Source organism: Opitutia bacterium (assembly GCA_016217545.1).
Lineage (GTDB): Bacteria > Verrucomicrobiota > Verrucomicrobiia > Opitutales > Opitutaceae > Didemnitutus.
Map to the genome: position 1 here is coordinate 18,335 of JACRHT010000003.1, position 14,580 is coordinate 32,914.

The window sequence follows — 14,580 nt, forward strand, 5'->3', positions numbered from 1 at the left end:
CAAAAAAATCTCCACGGTTGACGGACCTTTTGCGGGCGCGTTTCCTGACCTCCCAAATGGGAGCGAAGACCACCGGCCACACCGAACTGAAGTTCAAGCGCATCGTCCTCAAGCTGAGCGGCGAAGTCCTCCGCGGGCGCGGCACCGAGCCGATCGACGACGCCACCCTCGAGGCGATGTGCACCCAGGTGAAGGAAATCCACGACCTCGGCGTGCAGGTCTGCATCGTCATCGGCGGCGGCAACATCTTCCGCGGCCTCCAGGGCGCCAAGCGCGGCATCGACCGCACCACCGGCGACTACATGGGCATGCTCGCCACCGTCATCAACGGCCTCGCGCTCATGGACCGCCTCGAAAAACTCGGCGTCAGCACGCGCGTGCAATCAGCCATCCCGATGAACCAGATCGCCGAGCCGTTCATCCTCCGCCGCGCCATCCGCCACCTCGAAAAGGGCCGCGTCGTCATCTTCGTCGCCGGCACGGGCAATCCGTATTTCTCGACCGACACCACCGCCGCCCTCCGCGCCTCCGAGCTGCACGCCGACATCATCATGAAGGCCACCAAGGTCGACGGTATCTACGACAAGGACCCGAAGAAGCACGCCGACGCCGTCAAATACGACACCCTCACCTTCATCGACGCCCTCAAGCAGCGCCTCAACGTGATGGACTCGACCGCGTTCTCGCTCTGCATGGACAACAACGTCCCGATCCTCGTGTTCGACCTCAACGACGAGCACGCCATCCGCAAAGCCGTTCGCGGCGAGAAAGTCGGCACGCTCGTCAGCAACTGACGGCGGCGGACGCCGCCGAGCTGAGAGCGAAGAGTCCAGAGTCTGGAGCGCTCCAAATCCCGCTCTTGGCACGCAGTCCTCTTTCGCCTCAGCTCTAGACTCTCAGCTCTCAACTCTAGACTATTCTTCCCATGACCTCCGCCACCCTCGCCGACGCCCAAGCCCGCATGAAGAAGGCCGTCGACCACACGCTCCACGAATTCTCCACCATCCACACCGGCAAAGCCTCGCCGGCCATGGTCGAGTCCGTGATGGTCGAAGCCTACGGTTCGATGATGCCGCTCAAAGGCTGCGCCGCCATCACGACGCCCGACCCGCGCATGATCCAGATCCAGCCGTGGGACAAGGGCCTCACCCGCGCCATCGAGAAGGCGCTCCAGATGGCCAATATCGGCGTCAACCCCGTCGTCGACGGCCAGGTCATCCGCCTCCCCTTCCCCGAACTGTCCAAGGAGCGCCGCCAGGAATTCGTGAAGACCGCGCACCGCCTCGCCGAAGAGGGCCGCGTCGCCGTCCGCCACGTCCGCCGCGACGCCATGGAAGCCACCAAGAAGCTCAAGAAGGACGGCAAGATTTCCGAAGACGACGAGAAGCGCCTCGAAAAGGAGGTCCAAGTCGCCACCGACAAAGCGATCAAGGACATCGACGCCCACCTCGCCCACAAGGAAAAGGACCTGATGACGGTCTGAGGCGCGCGCAACGCGCGCCAGCCGTCAGCTCTCAGCGATCAGCTGTCAGCTTTTGTTTCGATCAGCCCGCGCAACCCGCGCGGGCTTTTTGTTTCCCGCCGATCCGCCTCGTTCTCGTTCCTCGTTCTCTTTCTCGTTCTCGAGTTCCCGATCCCCACAAACTCCCGCTCTCGCTCCCGAGAGAACGCGAACGGGTAGGAGAACGAGAACGATTCTCCGCCTCCCGCCCCGCCTTTTTCCTTCCCTCTCCGCGCTCCGTCCTCTGTCTTCAGTTCTCCGTCCTCCGCTCTCTTGCCCGACTTCGAACTAGACTCTCCCTTCCCGCACGCCGGCTCCGCGCCCGCGATCGACTTCCGCGCATCGCTCAACGACGAGCAGTTCACCGCCGTCACCGCCGAGCCCGGCCCGCTGCTCGTCCTCGCCGGCGCCGGCTCCGGCAAGACCCGCACGCTCACCTACCGCGTCGCCTACCTCCTCTCCCAGGGGGTGAAGCCCGGCGAGATCCTCCTCCTCACCTTCACCAACAAGGCCGCGAAGGAGATGCTCCACCGCGTCCACGAGCTCACCGGCGTCGAGCCCGCGCGCTTCTGGGGCGGCACCTTCCACTCCATCGGCAACCGCGCGCTGCGCATGTTCGGCGACGCCATCAAGCTCCCGAAAAACTTCTCCATCCTCGACGCCGACGAGTCCGAATCGCTCCTCAAGCAGTGCGTCGAGTCCATCGACAAGCTCTTCTTCAAGGACAAGACCAACCCCCGCCCCAGCCCGCTCTTCAGCGTCCTTTCCCTCGCGCGCAACAAGCAGTGCTCCGTCGTGGACCTCGTCGAGCGCCAGTTCCCGCACTACCGCGAGATCGCGCACCTCTTCCCGAAATTCGCCGCCGCCTACGACAAGGCGAAGCGCGAGCAATCCGTCGTGGATTACGACGACCTCCTCGAACTCTGGCTCCGCCTCCTCACCGACGCGCCCGACGTCGCGCAGTATTTCAACCACCGATTCCGCCACGTCCTCGTGGACGAGTATCAGGACACCAACACCATCCAGGCCCAGATCGTGGACAAACTCGCCTCGCACCACCGCGTCATGGCCGTGGGCGACGACGCGCAGTGCATCTACTCGTGGCGCGGCGCCGAGTTCGAAAACATCATGACGTTCCCCGACCGCCACCCGGGCACCGTCATCCACCGCATCGAGGTCAACTACCGCTCGACACCCGAGATCCTCGACTTCGCCAACGCCGTCCTCAACACCGCGCCCAAAGGCCGCCACTTCGAAAAAGAACTCCGCGCCGCCCGCAAACACGGCCCGAAGCCGTCCGTCATCCAGGCGATGGACGACCGCGAGCAAGCCGCCTTCGTCCTCAAGCGCATCGAGTCGCTCGTGCAAGACGACGGCGTCTCGCCCAAGGAGATCGCGATCCTCTACCGCTCGCACTTCATCGCGCTCGAGATGCAGCTCGCGCTCTCCCGCGCCGGCATTCCCTACGTCATCACGTCCGGCGTGAAATTCTTCGAGCGCCAGCACGTCCGCGACCTCATCGCGCTCATCCAATTCGTCTACAACCCGAGCAACACGCTCGCGTGGCAACGCTTCGCCATCCTGCTCCCGAAGGTCGGCGAAAAAGGCGCGCAGAAAATCTACGCCGCCGCGCTCGACCACGCGAAGCTCCTCCAGAAAAACTTCATCGACGCCCTCGCCGAGGACGACGTGAAGACCAAGGTCCCGAAGGACGCCAAGGACGACTGGCCCAACTTTTGCGCCTCGCTCCAGCAAGTCGCCGCCGCGATGGACGCCGGCAAACCCGCCGACGCCGTGCGCATCGCCATCGACGGCTGGTATGGCGACTACATGCGCGGCGCCTACGCCGACTACCTCGACCGCCTCGAGGAATTGAAGGGCTTCGTCGGCTTCGCGTCCCAATTCACGACGATGCAGGAAATGCTCACGCAAGTCGCGCTCCTCAACGGCGAGACCGCCGAAAAGGAAGTCGAGCCCACCGACGACGCCATCCGCCTGACGACGGTGCACCAAGCCAAAGGCCTTGAATACGATGTCGTCTTCGTGATCGGCGCCGCCGACAACCAGTTCCCCACCCGCCGCTCGATCGAAGACGGAGACGTGGAAGAAGAGCGCCGCCTCTTCTACGTCGCCGTGACGCGAGCCAAGAACGAGCTCTACATCAGCTACCCGAGAGTAGCGACGCGCGCGGGTCCGGGAGGGATGATGTTACAGCCGTCGAGGTTCCTGTTGGAGCTTCCCAACGACCTCTATGATGAACTCCGCATCAAGCGGAGTTGGGGTTGGTAACCGACGGCAGGACTTGTCCCGCCGTAGCCTCGGCGTAGGCGGATGCTGCAACCCTCACGCTTCCTGCTCGAACTCCCGAACGACCTCTACGACGAGCTGCGGATCAAGCGTTCGTGGGGCTGGTAACGAGACGATATCATTCCTTGTCAGGGATATCTTTAATCTTAAGGCAGGTGTCGAAGGACCCAACGTATGTCACCTCTTTCTCGTGGACCCATTTTGCCACTTTTGAGAACCACCGCAGACTCTGATCAATTTCGTTAGCGAACGAATACTCCTTGGACTGAACCTTCAGAATTCCGCTTCCGAACAATTCCAAGGCCTCATCCTTATCGATGACAAAACTGTGGTCCTTGTAGTGATTGACCAAGTGAGACGCCAGAGAGTTTGGCGTTCGCTTCGCACCCACGGTCTTACCAGCAAGCAACCGAGAAGCATACTGTATCGCTGATTCATTAATCCGCTCGAAATAACCCAAGATTCCCAGATCGAGTTTATTCTGCAGATACTTCGCAAACATATCGGCACTGCCCGGATGCTCTGAGACCATCTTGGCCAAAGTTTGAAGCGCATTTGTCATGGAAAGCGCCGGTATCTGGCCGAGTTGCGGGTCAATCGGACCAAGCTCACTCATGGCACCCATGTGAATTTCATCGGCGCCCAAAGCAAGCAGCGTGGCGGCTGACTTTGCTCGTCGCGGCACAGCAACAACAAATTTCTCCTTCGAAACCGCCTTGCAGTTCTTGCTGATCAAGTAGGCAGGTTCGATACGACCACCTCGGCTGCCGATAATGAGTAAAATATTCTGCTGCTTCTTGAAGCTGCAGACCGAGGTGTAAATGCGATCTGCGTGGTCTTCGCCAATCGTGTTCGATTGATCGAGAAAAAGGAGTGGGTTGTAGCCAGAAAGCCCTGATTTTCCGAATTCTTCACTGATGTAAAGTGGGATATGCTTCTTCAATATCTCCTCAGCCTCCTCCCATTTCTTGTGAAACAAAGCGTCGAAGATAATCTGTGAGTTAGTTTTTTGGGCTGGCGCAGGAGTTTCCGCGGATGCCGAGGGAGCGGAAGGGGGTAAGCTGTCGGTGCTCATATTTTTTGATACGATAAATGTTTCCGTCATCATTAAGCAGACTTGTTCTTAGCCTCCACGCTCGCCTTGAGCGATTCCTCCCACTCGCGCCGTTGTTCGATCGCCATTTCTTTTGCCAACGCATTGCTGCCAACGACCGAGATAACGAAGTAGCGAGTCTTCGTTTTTCCTCCGGAAACCGGCGTGCCGGTCACGATCCAAGCTGGGTATTCGTAACGGTGTTTCCCGCGAATCACGATCTTCATTCCCTTCCGCACGCCAACGATGCCAGAACGGTTCGTGCGTTTCGGCCGGATTGCCTGCTCGTAGGAATTGAGCGCGGGGCGGCTCTTCAATTCCTCGTCACGGCACTTTATCGCCTTTTCGAGCGCTTTTTCTTTCCCGCCACATTTCGCGTCGGAGAACGAACGGTGAAAGATACCGCTGGCTCGGATTATCTTCACCTCCCAACAGTGCTGCTTCTTCGGTTCGTCGACGTCGATACGAACGATGTGGGGTATCGCGGAGTTACGTGAGGGCATAGAGATTCCTTAGCGTTTGGCCCGCACCGGATCGTTACCGCGCGCATCTGAATGCGTCAATGGCTCACTACCCAACTCCCGAGCACCAGATTGAACCACGGATTTCACGGATCACACAGATCAGACTCCGCCAAGGCTTCGGCCGACAGCTCCGCCTTCCCTCGGCGCTCCATCCGTGCCATCCGCGCAATCCGTGGTCAAAAAATTCCGGTCGCCGCGGCGCGCGCCGCGCTTCCACTTGGAGATTTGACGCGCTCCCGCGCCCGCGCATCGTTCGCCTCATGCCACGCCGCAAGTTCCAGCAACTCGTCGAGGAGGCCAAGCAACTCCCCTACGGCGAACGCGCGGAACTCATCGAGCAGCTCATCGCCGCCTCCGCACAGGACATCGACCCCAAGATCGAGCAAGCCTGGGGCGACGAAGCGATGCGCCGCCTCAAAGAAATCGAAGACGGCAAAGTGCAGATGATTCCCGGCGAGGTCGTGGCGGCCAAGATGCGGAAGATCCTCGGCCGAGAGTGAAACCACACGCCCTCCACCCTGAGGCCGATGCGGAATACGAGGAGGCGGTCCGATATTACGCCGCCGTCACGCCTGACCTCGGCGGACGGTTTTTCGACGAGATCGAACGCCTGATGGCTGAAGCCGCCCGGATGCCGAAAGTGTTTCGCTTTATCCACCCACCCGCCCGGCGCGTCCTCGCCCAAGATTTTCCGTTCGGCATCATCTACGTCGATCAACCCGACCGCATCTGGATTCTCGCCGTGATGCACCTCCACCGCGCGCCCGGCTACTGGCGGCACAGTCTTTCGCCATGAAGGCCCGCAAACTCGACGCCCGCACGAAAGCCATGCTTGCAGCCATGCGCCGCGCCGCGAAAACCGCCCGTGCGACCGCCCGAGCCACCGGCACCAAGCTCTGCTACATGCGCGACGGCAAAATCGTCGCCGAATCGCCGTAACACCCATCTCCTCAAATCAACAAACAACGGCCTGACCCCATCAGCTCGGCGCACCGAATTTTCACGGCTAAGAACGCCAATCGTTGAGGAGGATCCGGCTCGCGGTGCGGGGCCGCGACCGGTAGGCACACGTCGCATGAAGTTCTTCTGTTTCCTCGTCCTCGCGATCGGCTGCTGGGCGACGCCTGCCGCCACCGCGATGACCTTTGTTCACCCCGGCGCGCGCAATGCCGCGGCGGAACTGGACTTCGTCAAGGGCCGCATCCGGACCGGCGCCCAACCGTGGACCGGCGAACTTGAGCGGCTCCGGGCGTCGGCGTTTGCGACCCGGACACCCCACGCGATGAAGCGCGTCAACTCCGCCTCCTCCGACGAGAACGTCGTGCGCGACGATGCGATCGCCGCCTACGCGCAGGCCTTGCTGTGGACCTTCACCGGCGAGCCGGTTTACGCCGCGCGGTCGCTGGCGATCCTCGACGCTTGGTCTGAATTGGAAGGCTTCACAGCGGGCACGCAGCAGGACCGCCTGCTGGCGGGCTGGATCGGCGCGGTGCTCGCGCCGGCGGCGGAGATCATGCGCGGCCACCCGGCGTGGACGGCAGACCGGACCGCCCGGCTCGCGGCGATGTTTCGACGCGCCTTCTACCCGCAACTCGAGCCCGCCAGCACGTGGAACGGCAATGTCGACCTCACCCAGATCGACGCGCTGCTGGCGATCGCGGTCTTCAACGAGGACGAGCCGCTGTTCCGCCGTGGGCTGGAACGGCTGCGCGTGCGGAGCGTGGCCTATTTTTATCTGGCGACGGATGGCTCCTTGCCCGCCTCGATTGCCGGCGACGGCGGCGACGTGCGGAAGTTTTGGTTTCAACCGCGGCGTTGGGTCGACGGGCTCACGCAGGAAACCTGCCGCGACAACGGACACCACAGCCAGTTCGGCCTCGGGTCGGCGCTGAACGCGGCGGAAACGGCGTGGCATCAGGGCGTGGACGTCTACGCGGAGCACCAAGCCCGCTACGTGGCGGCGATGGAGCTGCTCGCCGGGCAATTGCTCGCGGGCTCCATGCAGGGTGTGAGCGCGAACGATGTCCCGACCTCCAGCCGCTTTGCCACGTGGGAGCTCGGCTACCACCACTACCATCACCGCCGCGGGCTCGACCTGCCGAACACGCGCCGCCTGTTGGAGGAACAGATTCGCCCCCGCGCCGAGCGCGCGAGCTGGAACCTGGTGTTCGAGACGCTAACGCACGCCCGGTGAGGCGGGATTACCTTAGTCGCCCACTTACGCGTGGCGGCGGCCAAGCCGACGGGGTCAGGCCGTCGTTTGTTGCAGGCGGGTCAGCCAGAAAGGGTCAGGCATCCTCCGGGCGGATTCCGATCTCGTCACAGAGAGCACCGAGGCAAACAGGAGAACATGGATCAACCTACGCCGGAGGCTACGGCTGACAGGGCACGACGCCGCGCCCGTAGCCGCTGTCGGCCTCCCTTTGCTCTGTGCCTCCTCCGTGCCCTCTGTGTCCCAGCGTTTCCGCGCCGGTTCGGGATCCGACGCAGCCCAATTCGACGGATTCAGTCCGTTATCTATTGTCGAACTGCGCGCCACACTCGCTGCTGTTTTTTGGCCACGGATTTCACGGATCGATTCGGATTAGCCGGATCCGTTTCATCCGCCCAATCCGTCATATCCGTGGTCAAAGAAATCGTCCGCCTGCGGCACGCGCGGCGGTTCCACTTGGAGATTTGACGCGCTCCCGCGCCCGCACATCGTTCGCCTCATGCCACGCCGCAAGGTCCAGCGACTCGTCGAAGAGGCCAAGCAACTGCCTTACGGCGAGCGCGCCGAACTCATCGAGCAGCTGATCGCCGCCTCCGCGCAGGACATCGACCCCGCCGTCGAAAAGGCGTGGGGCGATGAAGTCATGCGCCGCCTCAAGGAAATCGAGGACGGCAAAGTGCAGCTCATCCCGGGCGAGGAAGTGATGGCGCGAGCGCGCAAGATCATCGGCCGGAAGTGAAGCCGTTTGCCTTTCATCCCGAGGCCGACGCAGAGTTCATCGCCGCGCTGGAGCGTTATGCCAGCATCACTCCCGAGCTAGGTCATAGGTTCTACGATGAAATTTACCGTCTCGTTGCTGAGGCGCGCACCATGCCGAAAGTGTTTCGATTCATCCATCCTCCCGCCCGGCGCGTGCTCTCCAGCGATTTCCCTTTCGGCCTGATCTACGTCGATCAATCCGACCGTATCTGGATTCTCGCCGTGATGCACCTCCACCGCGCGCCCGGCTACTGGCGGCACCGCTTGCCCCGCGCATGACGCAACGCCTCGATCCGCCCACGAAAGTCACGAACTCAGCGATGCGCCGCGCCTTCAGAACTGCTGTCCGCACCGCCCGAATCCATGGCCCGAAAATCTGGGTCATGATTGCATTGCTATTGCTGGGCTCTCAATCGGCGCAGGGCGCATCCGAGGCCAAGGGACAGGAAGCCCAGATTGACCGATCACCCGCAACGGTCGCGGAGGCGAAACCTTCGCGGGTGTCCCTCCGGTTCGCCTCCGGGATTCGCGCGATTTTTGAGGATAGCCAGGGGCGCTTCTGGTTCGGCAGCCACAACGAGGGTGTGAGCCGTTGGGATGGGCACGAGTTTGCCTACTTCACGGTGGCCGATGGCTTGAGCGGAAATCAGGTCCGCACGATTCAGGAAGATGCGGCCGGAAACCTGTGGTTCGGAACCGACCACGGGATCAGCCGCTTCGACGGCAAATCGTTCACCACCCCAGTCGGACGAAATCAGGACGACGGGAACGTCGCGCTGGGACAGACTTGGCGCAAGGACGCCGGTGATCTCTGGTTTCTCGGCGATAGCGGACAACCAGCGGCCCCGTTCAACGGCCAAGGCGTGTATCGCTGGGATGGCCGGAGGATGGAATTTCTGCCCTTCCCGGTGTCAGCTGATGGCGCCACCCGTGACGACTACCGCGTCACCGCCATCACCCGCGGGCGCAACGGGATGATCTGGTTCGGGACGTATCCGGCGGTGTTTGGCTACGACGGACGAAACTTCACGACCCTCGACGGCCGAACCTTGGGCCTCACGGCGGAAGACGAACCGTTTCACGTCCGCAGTGTTTTCGAAGACAGCCGCGGCGTGCTGTGGATCGGCAACAACGGCCTCGGCGTGCTGCGGTATGACGGTCGATCCCTGTCCAACTTCACCAAACAGCACGGCCTCGATCTCAAGGACAAGGGCGCGGCGGAATCCTTGAATCGGGTGTTCTCCATCGCCGAAGACGCGGCCGGCCACTTGTGGTTCGGCACCCGCGACAGCGGGGTGTGGCGCTACGACGGTGAGCGGCTGACTCACTTCACCCCACGCGACGGACTGACCGGCGCCATGGTGTGGACCATCTATCGCGACCGACGAGACAGGCTCTGGTTCGGCTTGGGCGACGGCAGTGTCTACCGCTTCAACGGCACGTCGTTCGACAAGGTCTATTAATCACCCGCTGACCGAGCCGAAGGGATCATGGGCCGAGCGGCACGCCGCGCTCGACGCCGTTTCTTAGTCACGGATTTCACGGATCGATTCGGATTAGCCGGATCCGTCTCATCCGTTTTCATCCGTCCAATCCGTGGTCAAAACACCGCCGGCCCGCGGCACGCGCCGCATCGCAGTTCGCGGTCTTGAATCAACCCTCTCGCTTCGTTCAATCTCGCGCCTCTCCCGCTCACCCATGCCCCTCTCCAAATCTCCCGACGCCTTCAAACTGCGCACGCTGTTCATGGGTTCGCTGGGCGAGATCCCCGAGAGCCACGCCCGCACCGCGGGCCCGAAGCAGCTCGCCGCCTGGCTCAAGGAAGGCCTCATCGAGCATCGCCGCGCCGATAAACTCTACGCCCTCACCGCCAAGGGCGAAGCCCGCATCCGGTAACTTTCAGACGAAGCCCGATCTCGTCACAGAGACCACCGAGGCAAACCGGCGCACACGGAGAATTTCGCGGCGTTCGCAGCCGCCTCAGCCCTCCTCAACTCTGTGATCCCTCGGTGCACTCTGTGACTCTACTCTGTCACGGAGGCACGATCCCCGAGCGCGCGACGCAGACCACGCTCCGCCGTCGTTCGCGGCTCCGCGCTTGCACCGCTTGAAATTGCCGCGAACTGCACCGGTGCGATCTGCCCCGGCCCTCGACCGCAACGGCTCCGCCGGTAGGTTGCCCGCGATCCCCGCACGACGCATGAAGGAAACCCGCGACGACCTCGTCCTCAGCACCCACCCGGCTGACCAGCAACCGGCCGCCATCCACGCTTACCTGACCCGTTCCTATTGGGCCGAGGGCATCCCGCTCGAACTCGTCCGCCGCAGCCTCGCCCATTCGCTCTGCTTCGGCGTCTTCGATCGCGGAGCACAAGTCGCGTTCGCGCGCGTCGTGACCGATCGCGCGACGTTCGCCTACCTATGCGACGTCTACGTGCTCGAGTCCCACCGGGGGCGCGGCCTCGCCTCGTGGATGATGGACGCGATCGGCCGGCATCCCGATCTCCTCGGCCTGCGGCGTTTTCTCCTCGCGACGCGCGACGCGCACGGTCTCTACGCGCGCCATGGCTTCGCGGCACCGAAGAACCCCGCCGCCTTCATGGAAATCAGCCGGCCCGGCCTCTACAAATCGACCGCGGCAACGGGACGCGCCAACGCGGATTCGCTCCGGCAGGAGCAGTGACAAACCAAGCGGAGCCAGAGGACTCGCCCGCTGGCGCATCGCTTGAGGATCGCCCAACCGTCGCGGCCCGCCGGGCGCAACGTTGGCCGCAGCCGAACCGTCGCCTTGGCGGCCCGATATAGACAATTGGGCGCGGCTGATTAACCGGCTGGCGCAGACAAGGACTTCTCAGCGCATCTCGCGAGCCATCCCACGGCGCGTTTGCGACGGTGCGTTCGCCTGCGCGCCGCGGCGCCGCGTGGCCATCCAGCACCTTCCGCCGCACCTCCCTCCGTCACCGCATCACCATGAGAAAACACCTCTTCCGCGTTGCCCTGCTCTGCGTCGCCTTCGCCACGGCCGAGGCCACGGACGCCAGCTGCGATTTCCAAAGCGTCGGCGATCCACGCAACGGCCTTCTCTTCATCGCCAAAACCCAGCGCACCGCCCTGACCCTCCAAAGCGCGCTCGGCCAGTTCCAGCAAATCGCGAGCGACGCCGGCTACGAACTCGGCAGCGAACTCATCACCGGCGACAGCGGTCGGCTCTCGTTCCTCCAAACGTCCAACAACCCCGCCCTCGTGTTCTGGGTCGATGCCGACAGCACCGGCAACGTCTCTCTCAGCGTGAAGCTGGCGCGCGGCCAGAAAACCGACGCGGCCGCCGTGAAATCCGAGTTCTGCACGCTGCTCGGCAAACTCAAGTCCGGCCCCGAAGGCGAGGTCCTCGCCTCCGCCGCGCGCGCACGCCACGGACTGGGACGCGTCATCGCCGCCGACGCCGTGAAACTCGCCGCCGACCTCGGCCGCGAGGTGAAGAGCGTCCTCAGCTCGCCCGCCGCCAAGGGCAAACTCAGCAAATTCCTTATCGGCACCGGCACCTACGCCACCTCCGGCGAATACCAGGAAGCCTTCGCGCCCATGGAGGCCAAATACCTCGGCCGCAAATACGAGATCGACGGCCAAATCTACACCGTGTCCCGCAACACGATCACCGGCGAGATGCAGATCAACTACCTCGTCACGCCCAAGCGCGGCCTGCTCGGCATCAAACAGGAGGGACAATACAACAACCTGAATTTCCAAATCCACTGCACGCTCGCCAAGGACCAGGCGCGGCTCTTCACGACCCTCACCGAGGGCAACTGGGTTAAACTCACCGGCACCGTCACCGAAATCCGTCCCGACGGCCTCGAGCTCACCAACTGCCGCCAAGCCAACTGAGCGCCGCGCCCGGAGACCGTTGAGTCACTCCCGCGGTCCCAGCCGTCCAGCCCGCACGCCGTCGCAAACGAGCCGACGCGAGCGCGCCAAGCGCGCGAACCAAGTCGGATGGTGGGCCGACGCCCAAACCTGCGCCGCGCCCGTCCGCGCCAATCCCTGAACCGCGCCAGTCCGCGCCCGCGTCAGGGCTTCGACTCCTGCGGCGCCGTGCGTTCCTCCAGCGAACCGGTCTTCGTCGTCTTCAAACCATCGAACAGCCGGAGTTCACGCCCGCTGGTGTCCACATACGACCGGACCTTTTGCGTCAGGCGATCGAGCCAGCGAGCGACACGAGCAGGACGCAACGAGAGAGAAGGATTTCATGGCATTGCAGGCGCGCTCCCGCAGGCCGGCCCGCGCTGTGGGAGTGTCGCGTAGCCTGCCACCCACTGCGGCGGCTTCAAGGCGTGAAGCACCGTCCGCGAACGCGCGGGAGGGAAAAAACCTTTCGCTCGCGCCGGGCGCATCCGTCACGAACATCCGCGCAGCTTCCACCCCGCTTCCCCATGTCCACGAACTTCACCACGCCCGGCGTCTACATCAACGAACTGAACGCCTTTCCCAACTCCGTCGTGCCCGTCGCCACCGCGATCCCGGCTTTCATCGGCTACACGCCGCGCGCCTCCTACAACGGCAAATCCTACACTGGCTTGCCCGTGCCCATTTCCTCGTGGCAGGAGTTCCTGCTCTATTTCGCCGCGCTCGATCCCGCCACCGCGCAGCCGCTCTCCACGCACCAGCAATCGACGCCGGTCTTCTATCCCGCCGCCACGACCGCCCCGACGCCCGACCTCGTCATCGCCGGCCACGCCTACGACGTCCGCCCCGACGCCGGCACGCTTTTTTACCTCTGGCACAGCGTGCAGCTCTTCTACCAAAACGGCGGCGGCACCTGCTACGTCGTCTCCGTCGGCCCTTACGGTCCGCTGCGCCAAAACGCCGGCAGCTCGAAATCCGCGCCGCTCGCCAACCCCAACGTCCGCCTCGCCGACCTCTCCGGCGCGCTCACTGCGCTCCAGCAAGTGCCCGCGGTCACTCTCATCGTCATCCCCGACGCCACGCTGCTCCCCGCGGCCGACTACGCCACGCTCGCCCAGCAAACGCTCGCGCATTGCGGCAACATGCAGACGTGCGTCGCGCTCCTCGACGTCATCGGCGGCGCCGCGCCGAATCCGCAGACGTGGTTCAACGACACGATCACGCCCTTCCGCACGGCCGTCGGCCTCCAGTCCCTGTGCTACGGCGCCGCTTACTACCCGTTCCTCCAGACAACGGTGCTCGCCGCCACCGACCTCGACTACCGCAACGTGGGCGGAGGCGCCGCAGCCCTCTCCGCGTTGCTGCCCAGCGCGGCCACGGCGCCGCTGAAAACCCTCCTCGCCCAAATCGGCTCCACCGCTCCCGGTGCGCCGACGCCTGCGCAGCTCGACACCGCGCTCCGCGCCGCGAGCCCCGCCTACGCGCAGCTTCAGGCCGTGATGCTCGCGCAAGCCAACATCCTCCCGCCGAGCGGTGCCGTCGCTGGCGTCTACACGCTCGTCGACAACCAAAACGGCGTCTGGAAAGCCCCCGCCAACGTCGCCCTCTCGGCTGTCACCGGCACGACGCTCGCGATCAACGACACCATGCAGGCGCCGCTCAACGTCGACGCCGCCACCGGCAAATCCATCAACGCCATCCGCGTGTTCCCCGCTCTGGGCCCCGTCATCTGGGGCGCGCGCACGCTCGACGGCAACAGCGACGACTGGCGCTACGTGAACGTCCGCCGCACCGTCATCATGCTCGAACAGTCGATGAAGTTGGCCGCGCAGCCCCTCATGTTCGAGCCCAACACCGCCAACACCTGGTCGCTCATCACGAGCATGCTAAACAATTTCCTCACCAGCCAATGGTCGCAAGGCGCCCTCGCTGGCGCGACGCCGGCCGCAGCGTTCTCCGTCGCGTGCGGTCTCGGCACCACGATGACGGCCGACGACATCCTGAACGGCATCATCAATGTCAGCGTGAAAGTCGCCATCTCGCACCCCGCGGAATTCATCGTCATTAATTTCCAGCAGGTTCAGCAAACCAGCTGAGCGCCCGAAGCTCCACGCACGCCACGCGCGAACCGTGGCGAAGACGCGGCTGATCGCTCGAGCTGTCGGCCACAGGAGTGCTCACCGAGCGCACCGAGGAAAATCGGCGCGCCCGCCAATCCGCCGTTTTTCCCGCCGTCGAATTCGGCACACGCGCAAGTTCCATCCCGGCCACTGAACGAGCG

17 protein-coding genes are annotated in these 14,580 nt (G+C 63.6%); 14 read left to right on the forward strand and 3 right to left on the reverse strand.

From position 1 onward, the window contains the following. The first annotated feature begins 56 nt into the window (after window positions 1-56). The 3 genes from HZA32_02710 to HZA32_02720 all read left to right on the forward strand — a co-directional run bounded on the left by HZA32_02710 (window position 57) and on the right by HZA32_02720 (window position 3,790). Entirely contained in the window at window positions 57-794 is a 738-nt protein-coding gene (locus tag HZA32_02710) for a UMP kinase (protein MBI5422969.1), read from the forward strand. Between the two features lie 131 nt (window positions 795-925). Further along, window positions 926-1,483: a ribosome recycling factor gene (gene frr, locus HZA32_02715; GenBank protein MBI5422970.1), complete on the forward strand. Its 558-nt coding sequence runs from the start codon at window positions 926-928 to the stop codon at window positions 1,481-1,483. A 291-nt stretch (window positions 1,484-1,774) separates the two neighbouring features. After that, window positions 1,775-3,790 (forward strand): ATP-dependent helicase, encoded by a 2,016-nt coding sequence (locus HZA32_02720; protein ID MBI5422971.1) that lies wholly within the window; start codon window positions 1,775-1,777, stop codon window positions 3,788-3,790. Window positions 3,791-3,926: 136 nt separating this feature from the next. Here the strand turns inward: HZA32_02720 and HZA32_02725 are convergent, their stop codons facing one another. Both HZA32_02725 and HZA32_02730 read right to left on the reverse strand, forming a co-directional pair. Next, entirely contained in the window at window positions 3,927-4,883 is a 957-nt protein-coding gene (locus HZA32_02725; GenBank protein MBI5422972.1) for a hypothetical protein, read from the reverse strand. A 32-nt stretch (window positions 4,884-4,915) separates the two neighbouring features. After that, window positions 4,916-5,404: a hypothetical protein gene (locus tag HZA32_02730; GenBank protein ID MBI5422973.1), complete on the reverse strand. Its 489-nt coding sequence runs from the start codon at window positions 5,402-5,404 to the stop codon at window positions 4,916-4,918. A gap of 281 nt (window positions 5,405-5,685) precedes the next feature. Here HZA32_02730 and HZA32_02735 point away from each other — a divergent pair, with 281 nt between their 5' ends. The 10 genes from HZA32_02735 (at window position 5,686) to HZA32_02780 (ending at window position 12,281) form a co-directional block, all read left to right on the forward strand. Further along, on the forward strand, window positions 5,686-5,925 hold the full coding sequence (locus HZA32_02735; protein ID MBI5422974.1) for an addiction module protein: 240 nt from the start codon (window positions 5,686-5,688) through the stop codon (window positions 5,923-5,925). Next, window positions 5,922-6,221 carry a type II toxin-antitoxin system RelE/ParE family toxin gene (locus HZA32_02740; protein ID MBI5422975.1) on the forward strand — a complete coding sequence of 100 codons (300 nt, stop codon included), beginning with the start codon at window positions 5,922-5,924 and terminating at the stop codon, window positions 6,219-6,221. The genes HZA32_02735 and HZA32_02740 overlap by 4 nt, the downstream gene beginning before the upstream one ends. Further along, entirely contained in the window at window positions 6,218-6,364 is a 147-nt protein-coding gene (locus HZA32_02745) for a hypothetical protein (GenBank protein ID MBI5422976.1), read from the forward strand. Before HZA32_02740 ends, HZA32_02745 begins: the two co-directional genes overlap by 4 nt. 136 nt (window positions 6,365-6,500) lie before the next feature. Then, entirely contained in the window at window positions 6,501-7,619 is a 1,119-nt protein-coding gene (locus HZA32_02750) for an alginate lyase family protein (GenBank protein MBI5422977.1), read from the forward strand. 517 nt (window positions 7,620-8,136) lie between these two features. Beyond that, entirely contained in the window at window positions 8,137-8,376 is a 240-nt protein-coding gene (locus tag HZA32_02755; GenBank protein ID MBI5422978.1) for an addiction module protein, read from the forward strand. Continuing rightward, the gene (locus HZA32_02760; GenBank protein MBI5422979.1) at window positions 8,373-8,675 is read left to right on the forward strand and encodes a type II toxin-antitoxin system RelE/ParE family toxin; all 303 of its coding nucleotides are present in this window, start codon (window positions 8,373-8,375) and stop codon (window positions 8,673-8,675) included. Before HZA32_02755 ends, HZA32_02760 begins: the two co-directional genes overlap by 4 nt. Continuing rightward, window positions 8,672-9,859, forward strand: coding sequence for a diguanylate cyclase (locus tag HZA32_02765; GenBank protein MBI5422980.1), 1,188 nt, complete (start codon window positions 8,672-8,674; stop codon window positions 9,857-9,859). The genes HZA32_02760 and HZA32_02765 overlap by 4 nt, the downstream gene beginning before the upstream one ends. A gap of 235 nt (window positions 9,860-10,094) precedes the next feature. Then, on the forward strand, window positions 10,095-10,292 hold the full coding sequence (locus HZA32_02770) for a hypothetical protein (GenBank protein ID MBI5422981.1): 198 nt from the start codon (window positions 10,095-10,097) through the stop codon (window positions 10,290-10,292). Between the two features lie 304 nt (window positions 10,293-10,596). Continuing rightward, window positions 10,597-11,079 carry a GNAT family N-acetyltransferase gene (locus tag HZA32_02775; protein ID MBI5422982.1) on the forward strand — a complete coding sequence of 161 codons (483 nt, stop codon included), beginning with the start codon at window positions 10,597-10,599 and terminating at the stop codon, window positions 11,077-11,079. Between the two features lie 287 nt (window positions 11,080-11,366). Beyond that, window positions 11,367-12,281 (forward strand): hypothetical protein, encoded by a 915-nt coding sequence (locus HZA32_02780; GenBank protein ID MBI5422983.1) that lies wholly within the window; start codon window positions 11,367-11,369, stop codon window positions 12,279-12,281. A gap of 182 nt (window positions 12,282-12,463) precedes the next feature. Here the strand turns inward: HZA32_02780 and HZA32_02785 are convergent, their stop codons facing one another. Beyond that, window positions 12,464-12,625 (reverse strand): hypothetical protein, encoded by a 162-nt coding sequence (locus HZA32_02785; GenBank protein MBI5422984.1) that lies wholly within the window; start codon window positions 12,623-12,625, stop codon window positions 12,464-12,466. 201 nt (window positions 12,626-12,826) lie between these two features. Between HZA32_02785 and HZA32_02790 the strand changes: the two genes are divergently transcribed. Continuing rightward, complete coding sequence (locus HZA32_02790; GenBank protein ID MBI5422985.1) at window positions 12,827-14,395, forward strand: phage tail sheath family protein; 1,569 nt, start codon at window positions 12,827-12,829, stop codon at window positions 14,393-14,395. Window positions 14,396-14,580: the final 185 nt, after the last annotated feature.

Excerpts from the sequence above, each read along its gene's own strand:
- HZA32_02725 (MBI5422972.1), bottom strand. The coding sequence starts at position 4,883 with ATGAGCACCGACAGCTTACCCCCTTCCGCTCCCTCGGCATCCGCGGAA.
- HZA32_02770 (MBI5422981.1), top strand. The coding sequence starts at position 10,095 with ATGCCCCTCTCCAAATCTCCCGACGCCTTCAAACTGCGCACGCTGTTC.
- HZA32_02790 (MBI5422985.1), top strand. The coding sequence starts at position 12,827 with ATGTCCACGAACTTCACCACGCCCGGCGTCTACATCAACGAACTGAAC.
- HZA32_02780 (MBI5422983.1), top strand. The coding sequence starts at position 11,367 with ATGAGAAAACACCTCTTCCGCGTTGCCCTGCTCTGCGTCGCCTTCGCC.
- HZA32_02750 (MBI5422977.1), top strand. The coding sequence starts at position 6,501 with ATGAAGTTCTTCTGTTTCCTCGTCCTCGCGATCGGCTGCTGGGCGACG.
- HZA32_02775 (MBI5422982.1), top strand. The coding sequence starts at position 10,597 with ATGAAGGAAACCCGCGACGACCTCGTCCTCAGCACCCACCCGGCTGAC.
- HZA32_02735 (MBI5422974.1), top strand. The coding sequence starts at position 5,686 with ATGCCACGCCGCAAGTTCCAGCAACTCGTCGAGGAGGCCAAGCAACTC.
- HZA32_02755 (MBI5422978.1), top strand. The coding sequence starts at position 8,137 with ATGCCACGCCGCAAGGTCCAGCGACTCGTCGAAGAGGCCAAGCAACTG.
- HZA32_02765 (MBI5422980.1), top strand. The coding sequence starts at position 8,672 with ATGACGCAACGCCTCGATCCGCCCACGAAAGTCACGAACTCAGCGATG.
- HZA32_02710 (MBI5422969.1), top strand. The coding sequence starts at position 57 with ATGGGAGCGAAGACCACCGGCCACACCGAACTGAAGTTCAAGCGCATC.
- frr (MBI5422970.1), top strand. The coding sequence starts at position 926 with ATGACCTCCGCCACCCTCGCCGACGCCCAAGCCCGCATGAAGAAGGCC.
- HZA32_02730 (MBI5422973.1), bottom strand. The coding sequence starts at position 5,404 with ATGCCCTCACGTAACTCCGCGATACCCCACATCGTTCGTATCGACGTC.
- HZA32_02745 (MBI5422976.1), top strand. The coding sequence starts at position 6,218 with ATGAAGGCCCGCAAACTCGACGCCCGCACGAAAGCCATGCTTGCAGCC.